Genomic DNA, 12,356 nt, shown 5'->3' on the forward strand with positions numbered 1-12,356 from the left:
ACAGAAGGGCACCTCCATGTCAGTCGCCCGACGCAGACTCATCCAGGGCACGGCCCTCACCGCCGGCGCCGCACTGCTGCCGAACGTCCCCGCGTACGCAGCCGCCGACCCGGTCACCGTCGAGGCCGACGGCATCAGACTGGTCGGCCGCAGCGACGGCAGCGTCCTCGTCCAGGACGGTGCGGGAACCGACCGCATCCTCCTCAGCCACTTCATGATCAAGGACACCGCACTCGGCCAGCAGCGCACCTTCGGCGGCAGCCCCGCCCTGGTCACACTCCCCGACGGACGGCCCGCGGTCCAGGTCACGTACACGATGGGGAGCAGCGCGCCCGGAGTCACCGTGCGCGGCACCTTCGACGTCACGGCGCGCAAGGCGCACCTGAAGTGGGAGGTCGCGGGCTCCAGCACGCTCACCCCGTCCGGCTTCCAGTTCTCCCGCACCGTGTACGGGGCGAGCGCACCGGAGTCGTACGAAGCGCTGACCGTCTGGGAGCGGGACACTCGGGGCGGCATCCCGTACGAGGTGAACGCGGGCGGTACGTACGTGGAGACGTGGGAGGGGACGAAGGGCTTCTTCTGCCTCTCCTCCACCGACCCCGCCGGCACGAACGCCACATGGATCCACGCGCCCGGCACCTCGACCGGCGCGAGCACCGTCGTCACCGAGGCCGATCTGGTCCTCGGCGACCTGCGGCCGCGCGCGGCGGGCACGATCGGCGCCGGGCGGCCGCTCGGCGTGGAGGTGTGGACCGACCAGCCGTTCAACCTCTACAAGGCGGCCGGGCAGACGATGACGCTCCGGACGCAGGTCGTCAACGGGTCGGGAGCCGCCAGGAAGGTGACTCTGACCTGGTGGGCACGCGACTTCGGAGGCAAGAAGGTCGGTGGCGGGACCCTCTGCAAGAACCTCGCCGCAGGCGCCGCCTGGAACGCCTCCTTCCCCCTCACCTCGCCCTCGCAGAACATCGTGTTCACCGGTGTGGAGGCGGTCAGCGGTGCTGACCGGGCAATCGCCCGCACCAATCTGAGCGTGCTCCCGGAGTTCACGTACCGGGCCGGCAAGGAGTCGATGTTCGGCCTCGCCAACTACCCCTGGCTGCTCCGGCCCAGCAAGGAAGCCGTACTCGGCCTGGTCAGGACGCTCGGCATCAAGTGGATCCGGATCGCCTACGAGGGCGCCCCCGGCATCGACATCGCGACCCTGGACGCCAACGGCATCGGCCACAACGTGCAGCTCAGCGGCATCCCCGTAGGCGGCAGCCCGGAGCAGATCGCCGCCTGGGCCGACACCAACGTCGCCAAGGCGCTGGCCGCCGACGCCGCGTACTTCGAAGTCAGCAACGAGGTCAACCAGCCCTGGATGTCCGGCCGTGGCGCCGACGCCTACGTCCGCGACGGCCTGCGCCAGGTCACCACCCGCCTCGCCGCTGCCGGCTCCGAGATGAAGGTCATGAACGCCGGCCTCGGCGGCATGGACCACGTCTGGACCAAGAACTTCCACGACGCGGGCGGCTGGGACCTCATCGACGTCTTCGCCTTTCACCCCGGCCGCGGCAACTTCACACCCGACTTCGCGCCGCCGCCACAGGAGTGGACCCAGGGCTCGTCCGGCACGTACTGGAACTTCCTCGGCGCCCTGCGCAAGGCACGGCAGGTCATGGCGGAATACGGCGGCGACAAGGAACTCTGGATCACCGAGGCCTATGCGCCCACCCGTCCCAACGTGTGGTGGAGCGACACCTACCGGCACGCCGCCGAGAACACGCTGCTCTCGCTCGCCCTCGCCAAGTCGGAGAAGGTGCGCGCCGTCAACTGGTACCAGCTGCACGACTCGATCATCCACCACCCTCAGGAGGCCGACCCGGCCAACCCCGAGTACCACTACGGCCTGATGAACCGCGACACCAGTGCCAAGCCGTCGCTGCTCGCCTTCGCGACCGCCGCCCGGGTCCTGGACCAGGCCGAGTTCGTCCGCCATCTCGCCTTCCCGGACCCGGACATCAAGGGCCTTCTCTTCACCACTCCCGACGGCCCGCTGTCGATCATCTGGTCCCGCAAGGACGGGTACGTCCTCAACTCCGAACACGGTGACGATCCTTGGTACGCGTCCCCGGAGCCGTGGGTCGACACCTGGACCACCAGCACCGAGGTCGTGGCCGAAGCGGCCGCCGGCACCGTGCGCGAGCTCAACTGCATCGGCCAGGAACGCTCCCTGAAGGCCACCGGCGGCAGGATCACCCTCACCGTCGACGGCGCCCCGCGCATCTATTACGGCCTCGCCGCCGATCCCGACCGCAAGCCCGGAAACACGGGACGGACCGCATGAGGAACGAAACCGCACGCCACGACATCACCGTCGTCGGCGGCGGCCTGGCCGGGGTCTGCGCGGCCATCGCCGCCGCCCGCCTCGGCCGCACCGTCGCACTGATCAACAACAGGCCGGTACTCGGCGGCAATTCGAGCAGCGAGGTCCGCGTCTGGGTGTGCGGCGCGACCGGCCACGGCAGAAACCACAACGCCCGCGAGGGCGGCATCATGGGCGAGTTGCTCGTGGAGAACCAGTACCGCAACCCGGACGGTAACCCGTACTACTGGGACGCCGTGGTCCTGGACGCGGTACGCGCCGAGCCCGGGATCACGCTCTACCTCAACACCGATGTCCGCGAGGTCGAGGCAGAGGGCCCGGACGACCAGAGGCGGATCACCTCGGCCACGGGCTGGATGATGGGCTCCGAGCGCCGGATCCGCTTCGAGAGCCCCGTCTTCCTCGACTGCACCGGAGACGGCCTGGTCGGCCACCTCGCGGGCGCCCACCACCGCATCGGCCGCGAGGCGCGCAACGAGTTCGAGGAGGCGTGGGCCCCGGAGTCGGCCGACGGCATCACTCTCGGCTCCACGCTGCTCTTCTACACGAAGGACGCCGGCCGTCCGGTGAAGTTCGTGCCGCCGGACTTCGCCAAGAACATCAGCACCACCTCCATACCCCAGCGGCGGATCATCAAGGCGGGGGACAACGGGTGTGCGTACTGGTGGATCGAGTTCGGCGGAGAACTGGACACGGTGCACGACAACGAGCGGATACGCGACGAGCTGTGGTCGGTGATCTACGGGATCTGGGATCACATCAAGAATTCCGGCGAGTTCGACGCGGCGAACATGACGCTGGAGTGGGTGGGGTCGGTGCCCGGGAAGCGGGAGTACCGGCGCTTTCTCGGTGACTACGTGCTGCACCAGGGGGACATTCTCGGGCAGACGGAGTTCGCCGACCGGGTTGCCTTCGGAGGCTGGTCGATCGATCTGCATCCGCCGCAGGGTATGTACGCCACCGAGTCGGGGGCCCGGCAGCGCTACGCGGACGGGATCTACCACATCCCGTACCGCAGCCTGTACTCGGTGAACACCGAGAACCTGCTGTTCGCCGGGCGGAACATCTCCGCCAGCCATGTCGCGTTCGGCTCGACCCGGGTCATGGCGACATGCGCCACGATCGGGCAGGCGGCGGGCACGGCGGCGGCGCTGTGTGCTGCCGGCGAGACCGCGCCGCGCGAACTCTCCGTACCCGAGCTGCACCGGGTGCTGCTGCGTCACGACGCCTCGCTCATCGGTCTGGCATCGACGGACCCGGAGGACCTGGCGCTGCGAGCGACCACAGTCGCGTCATCTGCCCTGTCCTGCCTGGCAGTCGAGGACTCCGCCGAGCTGTGGCCGCTCGCGGCGGACGCCGGACTCGTCCTTCCCGCCGACCCGGACCTCACCGGCCTTGAACTCCTGGTCGACGCCGACCGTGACACCGAGCTCGTGATCGACCTGTACGATCCCGAACTCGGCCAGAACTACGTCCCGCGCCGCCTCGTCATCTCCACCACCCTGCCGGTCGCCGCCGGTCGCCGGCAATGGCTCAAGACCGGCCTGGACTGGTACCCGGACACCCCGCGCAACGCCTTCCTCGTCATCCGCGCGAATGACGCGATAGCCCTGCACCGCGCCGACCGGCCGGCACCCGGCGTCCTGTGCTTCACGCGTGTCCCGCTTCGTCCGCAGGACGAGTCCCCGCAGCTGCTGCGCGAGTGGACGGACGCCGGTCTGCTGCGCCGTACCTTCTGCTTCCGCGCGGGGGAGACCGCGGCATACGCCCCGGCCAAGGCCGTCGACGGCTACGCCCGCCCTTACGCGGGACCGCACATGTGGGTCTCCGCACCCCTGGCGGACGATCCCTCGCCCTGGCTGTCGCTCACCTGGCCCGAACCGGTCACCCTGGGCCGTATCGAGGTCATCGCCGACGACGACGTCAACGAGGACCTGATCAACCTGCACCACCACCGCACCCCCTTCGACACCCTCCCCACGCTCCTGTGCGACTACCGCGTGGAAGCGCGGGACGCGGACGGCACATGGCAGGTGATCGCCCGCGCGGACCGGAACCGACAACGCCGCCGGTCCCACACGCCGTCGGAGCCGGTCACCACATCTGCCGTCCGGATCGTCGTCGAAGCCACCAACGGCACGGACGCGGCGCACCTCGTCGCCGTACGCGCCTACGCGGCGGGGGAGTGACCCGATGGTCGCGAGAGTGCTGGTCACCGGGGCCGCCGGACGGATCGGGCGAGCGGTCCTCACGCTGCTCGCCGCGCGCGGGTTGGAAGCGAACGCCCTGGTCCTCGACGACCCCGGTGACCTCCCGGCCCGCCTGGTCGTCACCGGCGACGCGGCCGACGCGACGACCGTACGGGCGGCCCTGGAGGGCACCGACTCGGTCATCCACCTGGCCGCGATCCCCACTCCCGAGCACAACACCGCAGCCGAGGTCTTCACGACCAACAGCCTGACCACCTTCACCGTGCTGGAGGAGGCCGGTCGGGCAGGGATCCGGCACGTGGCACTGGCCAGCTCGTGGGGTGTCACCGGTCTGCCCTGGACGGCGGCCGAGCATCCGCATCCGCCGTACGTGCCGGTCGACGAGGCGATGGACTCCCAGGTCGCCGACGCCTACGGCCTGTCCAAACAGGTCGACGAGCTGACCGCGCGGATGATGGCGCGACGGCACGGCATGAGTGTGGTGTGCCTGCGCTATCCGTACGTGGGCGGCTTCGAGGAACGGCTGCTGGCGCACGCCGCCCGGCTCACGGCCGACCCGGCCGCCGGCGCCAGGGACCTGTGGACGTACCTCGAGGTCCACGACGCGGCGAGAGCGGCACTGCTCGCGCTGGACGTGCGTGGCAGCGACGCGCACGCGGTGCACCTCTGCGCCCCCGAGATCATCGTCCCGTACCCGACGGAGGAACTGCTGCGCCGCTACCACCCCGGCACCGTGCTGCGCGCCCCGCTGCCGGGCCGTGCAGCCCCGGTCGACACCTCGGCGGCGCGCAGGCTCCTGGGGTTCACGGCCCGGAATCTCGTCGACCGCGAGGGTGTCACTTCTCACTGAGGTAACACTTTGAGGTGGGAGGCCTCCGGCTGGTGCCGCAAGGTCGAGTAGTCGCCTGCGACGGGCCTCTTGCCTGGTGCGAACGACCTGGGGCGGACGCGGGTGTGGCCTGTGGGCTGTGCCCCAGCCGGTGGTGGAGGTCCGTCCCTGCCAGGGGTGGTCACCGTGCGGTGCGGTGAGCTGTGCGGCGCCAGGTACTGGGCGCCTCGGCGGGCCAGGACGGCACTGCGGTCGGCACAGTGCGGGTGCCCGTGGGCGTCGTGGCGGCCGATCAGCACGGCGGCCGGTGCGGAGGGAGCCGCTGACCGCACCAATGATCACCTCGGCGGTGTGCCGGGCCCACTGACGAAGAGGAGGTATTCGATCCACGCACCCTCGCGACGATCTGCGGCGGACGATTCCCACAGCCCGCCGGCTGTGCTTCCGCCGCTGCGAGCCGGGGGTTGAGGAACAGCGGGCGCGTTCGCCACCGGTCCGTATCGACCGCGAGAGCTCGGGCAGACGCCGGCCTTCCGAACACCGGGCGAGCTCAGAGCCGTGCAGCACCAGCTCAGCGTCGGCACCTGCCGGAAGCTCATGCTGAGGTCTACCGGGCGTCACCTGAGCCCTGCACAATCGCCCGTATGACGATCACCACGAGCGCCGCGCCGCCGCCCATGCGCAACAGGCCCGTCGCGCTCGCCCGGGGGTTCCTCACGGGTGGCGTGACGGGGGCGTCCCTGGCCGCCGTCGTCGTCGGGATCGTCACTTCGAACGAGCCGCTGATCGTCGGGGGCGCGTGCCTGCTCGCGGTCTACGTCCTGATCCGCTACCTCGCCGGCCTTCCGAGGCGCACCCGGGAAGCGGAGATCCCGCCACACCTGGCCCTCGCGATGATCGAGAGCCTGGAGGCCGTCGGGGGTGAAACGAGCGACATACCGGTCAAGTTCGACCTCACCGTCGCACCGGACGACGTACCGGCGTACCGCGTCGAGTTCACGCAGGACATCAACCTCGCCGACCTGCCCGACTACAGGCCGCGCGGCATCCTGGTCGTCCAGTACCCGCCGGACCGGCCGCTGAAGGTGAGGATCGTCAAACGACCGACACCGGACTGGGAGGAACGGGCCGCCTCGGCCCGCCTCGACTCGGCACCAGGGCCGGCCCGGGCGAGCGACCCTTTGGAAGGCTGCGGTGCCACCCTGGTCGGCTTCCTCGGTTTGCTGCTCGGTGCCGCCCTGGTCGTCCTGTTCTTCCGCGCGAGCTTGTTCGACCAGGGCGACTCCGATACCGCCCGGCCCTCGGTCTCCTCCTCCAGCACCTCCTCGTCGTCCACGACCACCGTGTCGTCGGCGTCCGGCACGGTGGCCCTCGGCCCGGGGCAATCCTTTCTGGACGAAGGCAGGTTGGGCCGTTCCGTCTCCGCGCTGGCCAAGGGCGAGGACAGGCAGCGGGCGCTCACCGTCGTCGTGCAGGAACGCCTGCTGACGGTCGTCTTCGCCCCCACCGGCACCCACGCGGCCCCCCGACTCGATCTGGATTCCCTGCCGTACGACCGTGTCCCGGCCCTCGTGAAGGAGGCCACGACCACGCTCGGCGTCGCCTCCCCGCGCACCTGGCAGCTCATCGCCGACGGCCTCACCGGCAGGGTGGCCCTCAGGATCTCCGTGACCGGCTCCGAAGGCACCGCCTATCTGGAGGCGGACGGGCACGGCAAGGTCGTACGGCGCGTCTCAACAGGAGACTGATCCATGGACTGGCATGTGTACCTGGTGCTGTGGTGCGGGGTGTTCGGCGCGTGGGCGCTGGTCGGATACGGGAGATCCCTGGCCGGGATGACCCGGACGCAGCGCGCTGTCCGGGTGACGGGACGGATCGAGCGGGTGGACGAGCCCCGGCACGGAAGCTCCCCGAGCGACGGGATAGCCGTGGTCGTCTCCTTCCAGGACCCGTCCACCGGAAGGGAGTTCACCGTCACCAACGAGGGTGAGCGCGGCGAGAGGATCGGCGTCGCCTGGAAGGGCCGGGAGATCGGGGTCCACTATCCGCGCGGCAGACCCCACGCCTTCCGGTTCGCCAACCACCTCTCCGAAGGCGGACGCGGCCTCGGCTGGGCGTACTTCGCGCTCTTCCTCGTGTACGCCGGTCTGGTCGCCGCCGCCGCGGTCGACTGGGACTGGCCGTGGGCGCTGCTCGGCGTCTGCGGGCCCTGGGCCCTCTCCGGTCTGTACCACCTGCCCGGGAACATCCGCGACAGGAACCGCCGCATCGACCAACTGGCTGCCATGGACACCGTATCCGGCCGTGTCGTCGCCGTCCTCAAGAGCGTCACCGTCGACTCCAGCGACGGCAACACCCTGACCAACCTGATGCCGGTTGTCACCTTCACCACCCTCGACGGCAGGGAGGTCACGGCCTACTGCGAGTCCGGAATCCCGGACCCCGCCGGATCACGGGGCCTGAACCTCACGATCCACTACGCCCCCGACGACCCGGCCCTCTACATCCTGGACGTCGAGGCCGAACGCCGTTCCTGGAAACGGGACATGGTGGTCAACGTGGTGGGTGTGCTGGTCGTGGCGGCGGCGGCCGTGGCGGGGGTGGTCGCGCTGTGAGCAGGGAGCCGGGCCACTTTCCCGACATGGAGCCGCTGACGTTCGACTACGAGGACCTGCATCTGCGCGTGGACCGAGGAGTGTTCGAACAGTTCGCCATGGGCAGGTCCGAGCTCCGGGTGCCGCTGCGGCGGCTCGGGGCACTGGTGCACTACAAGAAGCCCGCCCGGCCCGGCCAGTTGTTCATCGGCACCGTCCGCGATCCGAGCGCCGCGCTCTACGGCACCGAGCAGGCCGCCTTCTGGTACAGCACCTCGCCCGCGTTCCGGGTACCGCCCGACGACGAGCCGTTGTTCCGCGCGTACTTCACCGAGGTGGCCGCGCTCGCCGACCGGAGGGTGGTCTGAGAGGGAACCTGCGGAGCCGAAGGCCCTCCAGCGCCACAGCCTGTACATCCAGGTCGACCGGGGGATCGTCGAGGTCTTCCGGCGCACCATCGTCATCGGGCCGTACCGCTACGCGCCGGCCTGGGTGACGGCGTACGCCGAGGCGGCGTCGAGGGGGCCGGACCGGCTGTGCTTCTGTGCCGCCGAGGACCTGGGCGAACCGGCCTACGCGAGCGTGCCGGGCGTCGGACCGGTGCTCTGCCGGCGCGAGATCCCGAGCCGCCTACGAGCCCCTCTACCGCGCCTTCCTCGCCGAGCTCGCCCATCCGGCTGCCCGCCCGATCGCGTCGTAGAGTCGAAGTTCTATCTGGCCACTGGTCACTGGCCGATACTGTACGCGCCCGTCGAACTCGCCGACATCCTCGACGCGACCGTCTCCTGACCGCGCGAACTGAGAGGCGCAGCCCGATGCTCGACCACGAATGCGTCCGCCGGTTGCGGGCCCACGCGCAGGCCCTGGCCGGCGGAACACGGGAGACATCTGCCGAGGCGGTCGTCCGACGGGTCTTCGCCGTACAGGCCCAGGACGCAACGGCCGCCGACCTGGGCATACGGGTACGCGGACGGGATCTCACCGCACAGTCCATCCGCACGGCATACGAGAAGGAGCGGAGCATCGTCCGCGGCTGGTACATGCGTGGCACCCTGCACACCATCCCCAGCGACGACGCCCGCTGGATCCGGCAACTGCTCGCACCTCGAATCCTTGCCACAACCAGCCGTCGCTACCAGCAGCTGGGCCTGGACGACGATCTGCGCCGGCGCGCCGACCACCTGATCCGGTGCGATCTTGCCACGCACGGCCCACTCACCCGGGCCGAGTTGACCGAGCACCTCACCACCCTCGGCATCCCGCCCGACGGACAGTCGCCGTTCCACCTGATCCGCCACGCGGCACTCACCGGCATCCTCTGCCACGGCCCCCAGCGCGACGGTGAGGCCACCTACGTACTGCTCGACGACTGGCTGCCCACCACCGGGGGCGCCCAGTGGGAGGGAGACCCTGCCCTCGCCGAGCTGGCCCGCCGCTACCTTGCCGTGCACGCCCCCGCCGCCTCGGAGGACTTCGCCGCGTGGTCCGGGCTGCCGGTCACATGGGCCCGCAGGGCCTGGAAAACGCTGGCGGAATCCGGCGCGATCACCGGATACGACGCGTTGACCATGCTCGCCGACCGGGTGGAACAGCCAACGGGTACACCCGACACGCCGGACGTTCGCATGCTGCCCGCCTACGACAACTACCTCGTCGGCTACCGCACCCGCGAGGTATCTGTCCCCGCTCGGCTCCAGGCCGGCGTCTGGCCGGGAGGCGGGATCATCCGCCCCACCGTCATTGCCGACGGCCTGGCCGTCGCCACCTGGACCCGTGGCTCCGGCTCGCGCCCCATCCAGGTGGATGCATTCGAACCTGGCCCGCCCGAGATCCGGGAGGGAATTGAGAGGGAGAAGGAGGCCGTCGCTCGTTTTCTGCGGCCTACCCAATAGCACAGCCGGTTTGACGTGCACGGTCAGGCGCGGGAGCCCGTCAGCGACCCGTTCACTTCCCCCCTGACGACTGGTGCCCATGACGACTGGTGGCAATGAGGGGCGGACGGTCCCGGCGCGCACGACAGACCTTTCAGCCCGTCACAGACCGGCATGAGATGTCGTTCACTCCGCCACTCCGCGGCAATCGATCGCGGCGAGGGTACGTATCCCGCGCTTGGCGTCCTCACCGGCATCCCCGGCCCACAGCCCAAGGACGTCCCGCCGACCGGTGCTGCGTCATGCCCGTGGGGCCCAAGCAGCAACCAGGTCGAGGAGGCCGGGGAAGCGGGCGTTGAGATCGTCGACGCGTACGTGACTGCGGCGCTCGAGCCCGTACTGGCGCTGGCGCGTGATTCCCGCCTCCCGCAGGGCCTTGAAGTGGTGCGTAAGAGATGACTTGGGCCGGTCGAAGCCGAACCAGCCGCAGGCGTGGTCGAACTGTTCCGATTCCAGGAGGAGCTTGCGGACGATCGTCAGCCTCAAAGGGTCGCTGAGTGCAGCAAGAACCGTTTCCAGGCGAAGGTCGTCGACTGCCGGTTCCGGCAGCGGTTCCGGCAGGCCGGGCGGCTCGGGGAACACCTTGACGGTGCCGGGTGCGGTGCCCGCGGTCGGAGGCATCGGTAACTCCTCATGACTCGATTCCTTTGTACGACTTCAATCGTACTGCATGCTAAGTTCGACTTGACTCGTACTGCAGGAAGTCGGGAGGCACGCTCATGTTCGGGACTCGGACGACACCCGTCCAGGCCGTAGACGCGAGGCGACGCAAAGACACCACGAGGGCCGGGGAAGGGGGCGCCGCTCCGCTGCTGTGGGTATGGCTGGCCGCATGGCCTATCACCGCCATCTTCGTTCTCTCGAACGCGGCGACCCCGCTGTACGTGCTGTGGCAGCGCGACATCGGCTTTTCCAAGGGCACCCTGACCGTCGTGTTCGCCTTCTACATCGTCGGTCTCGTCGGTTCACTCCTCGTCTCCGGTGTGGTCTCCGACCGGCTAGGACGCAAGCCCGTACTGCTGCCCGCCCTCGCACTCGCCCTCATCGCATGCCTGGCTTTCGCGACCGCCACCAGTGTGGCCGCCTTGATCGTGGCCCGGCTGCTCACCGGAATGGCGGTCGGTGCTGTGGTCTCGGCGGGCATGGCTGCGGTGACCGACGTGGCCGGCCCCGAACGCAAGAGAATTGCCGCCCTGCTTGCTTCGTGCGCGATGGTCTTCGGCGCCGGTCTCGGCCCCTTCCTTGCCGGGGTCCTCTCGGAGACCATGCCCGCACCCACCGTCACCGTCTTCGTCGTCGAGGCCATGCTGCTCGTCACCGCGGTGTTTGCCGTAGTGCGCATGCCGATCCGGAGCCCCTTGTCGCCGCCCAAAGGTGCCTGGGTGCGTGTACCCGCCGTTCCGCGAGGAGGCGGTCGTCAACTCACCCTGGGGATCGCCGTGTTCGCACCCGGCATTACCGCCACCTCCTTTGTGCTCTCGCTGGGTCCCTCACTCCTCTCGGGGCTGCTGGGCAGTACCAGCCGGATCATCGCCGGTGCAATGGCCTTCGCCATGTTTCTCGCCGCTACCGCGATGCAGTTCGCCGTCCAGCATCTGCACCGGCGCATCATCCTGGCGGCCGGCGCGATCAGCACCACGGCGAGCATGATCGCGTTGGTCATCGCCGTGCACGCCTCCTCCGTGCCGGTGCTCGTAGCCACGGCGCTGCTCGCCGGAGCCGGCCAGGGGATGGGGCAGCTGGGTGGCCTGTCGCTGCTCAATTCGAGCGTTCCCGCCCAGCGTCTCGCGGAGGCCAACGCCGCTCTCAACGTGGGCGGGTATGTCTTCGCCGGCGCTCTTCCTGTCACTGCCGGGTACCTGAGTGATGCGGTGGGGCTGACCAACGGTGCCACGGTGTTCGGCGTAGTCCTCATGGTCCTCGCGGCCATCGGAGGCCTGGTGGTCCTTGCCAGTTGGCGCCAGGTGGCGGAACGATCCTGAAGTCACGACGGGCCATGTGCGCCCTGGCAAGGGATGCGCCGATCCTGAGTTCCGTGGCCGGTGTGCACGACCGATCCGGTGAGGCTGCCGCGAGTTCGGCTCGCCGCAGCCAGGGTGGCGGATACGAGGTCCGCGCGCATGTGGCCGGCGATCGGCCGACCGGTGCGGGGCGAGGTCGATCGTCGAGGGCTCGGCCCGTTCCGCACTGCTCATATGCACCTGCTCAGATCGGCCGTCGACGGCACCTGGGAACGCATCCCCGCCGCTCTCCTGGCGGCAGCCAAGGCCGAGGACATCATCGACCGGACCGTGCCGGTCGACTCGCCCAGCGGTCCGGGCAGGCCACGAACCCGTCCCCTCGCCGCCCTGGCCGACCGCGCGCGTATTCCTCATGCGCCGACGCCCGAAAGAGCCAGGACCTAAGGGCTGTCCCGCAATTCCT

10 protein-coding genes are annotated in these 12,356 nt (G+C 69.7%); 9 read left to right on the forward strand and 1 reads right to left on the reverse strand.

Annotated elements, in window-relative coordinates; genetic code table 11:
- Positions 1 to 16: 16 nt before the first annotated feature.
- The 7 genes from OG959_RS38405 to OG959_RS38435 all read left to right on the forward strand — a co-directional run bounded on the left by OG959_RS38405 (position 17) and on the right by OG959_RS38435 (position 9,893).
- Positions 17 to 2,329, forward strand: a complete 2,313-nt coding sequence (locus tag OG959_RS38405) for a hypothetical protein (protein WP_326666083.1) — start codon at positions 17 to 19, stop codon at positions 2,327 to 2,329.
- Complete coding sequence (locus tag OG959_RS38410) at positions 2,326 to 4,557, forward strand: FAD-dependent oxidoreductase (RefSeq protein ID WP_326666085.1); 2,232 nt, start codon at positions 2,326 to 2,328, stop codon at positions 4,555 to 4,557. Before OG959_RS38405 ends, OG959_RS38410 begins: the two co-directional genes overlap by 4 nt.
- A 4-nt stretch (positions 4,558 to 4,561) precedes the next feature.
- Complete coding sequence (locus OG959_RS38415; protein ID WP_326666086.1) at positions 4,562 to 5,428, forward strand: NAD-dependent epimerase/dehydratase family protein; 867 nt, start codon at positions 4,562 to 4,564, stop codon at positions 5,426 to 5,428.
- 623 nt (positions 5,429 to 6,051) lie between these two features.
- Entirely contained in the window at positions 6,052 to 7,155 is a 1,104-nt protein-coding gene (locus OG959_RS38420) for a hypothetical protein (protein WP_326666087.1), read from the forward strand.
- 3 nt (positions 7,156 to 7,158) lie between these two features.
- A complete protein-coding gene (locus OG959_RS38425; RefSeq protein ID WP_326666089.1) occupies positions 7,159 to 8,022 on the forward strand; it encodes a DUF3592 domain-containing protein in 864 nt (287 codons plus the stop codon).
- 26 nt (positions 8,023 to 8,048) lie between these two features.
- Positions 8,049 to 8,369 carry a hypothetical protein gene (locus OG959_RS38430; protein ID WP_326666091.1) on the forward strand — a complete coding sequence of 107 codons (321 nt, stop codon included), beginning with the start codon at positions 8,049 to 8,051 and terminating at the stop codon, positions 8,367 to 8,369.
- A 447-nt stretch (positions 8,370 to 8,816) separates the two neighbouring features.
- A complete protein-coding gene (locus OG959_RS38435) occupies positions 8,817 to 9,893 on the forward strand; it encodes a winged helix DNA-binding domain-containing protein (protein WP_326666093.1) in 1,077 nt (358 codons plus the stop codon).
- A gap of 279 nt (positions 9,894 to 10,172) precedes the next feature.
- Here OG959_RS38435 and OG959_RS38440 read toward each other — a convergent pair whose 3' ends face one another.
- Positions 10,173 to 10,553, reverse strand: coding sequence for an ArsR/SmtB family transcription factor (locus OG959_RS38440; RefSeq protein ID WP_326666095.1), 381 nt, complete (start codon positions 10,551 to 10,553; stop codon positions 10,173 to 10,175).
- A 98-nt stretch (positions 10,554 to 10,651) separates the two neighbouring features.
- Between OG959_RS38440 and OG959_RS38445 the strand changes: the two genes are divergently transcribed.
- Both OG959_RS38445 and OG959_RS38450 read left to right on the forward strand, forming a co-directional pair.
- Positions 10,652 to 11,914: an MFS transporter gene (locus OG959_RS38445; RefSeq protein WP_442805719.1), complete on the forward strand. Its 1,263-nt coding sequence runs from the start codon at positions 10,652 to 10,654 to the stop codon at positions 11,912 to 11,914.
- A gap of 213 nt (positions 11,915 to 12,127) precedes the next feature.
- The gene (locus tag OG959_RS38450) at positions 12,128 to 12,337 is read left to right on the forward strand and encodes a hypothetical protein (RefSeq protein WP_326666097.1); all 210 of its coding nucleotides are present in this window, start codon (positions 12,128 to 12,130) and stop codon (positions 12,335 to 12,337) included.
- The last annotated feature ends 19 nt before the right edge of the window (positions 12,338 to 12,356 follow it).

Source organism: Streptomyces sp. NBC_00385 (assembly GCF_035917155.1).
Classification (GTDB): Bacteria; Actinomycetota; Actinomycetes; order Streptomycetales; family Streptomycetaceae; genus Streptomyces; species Streptomyces poriferorum.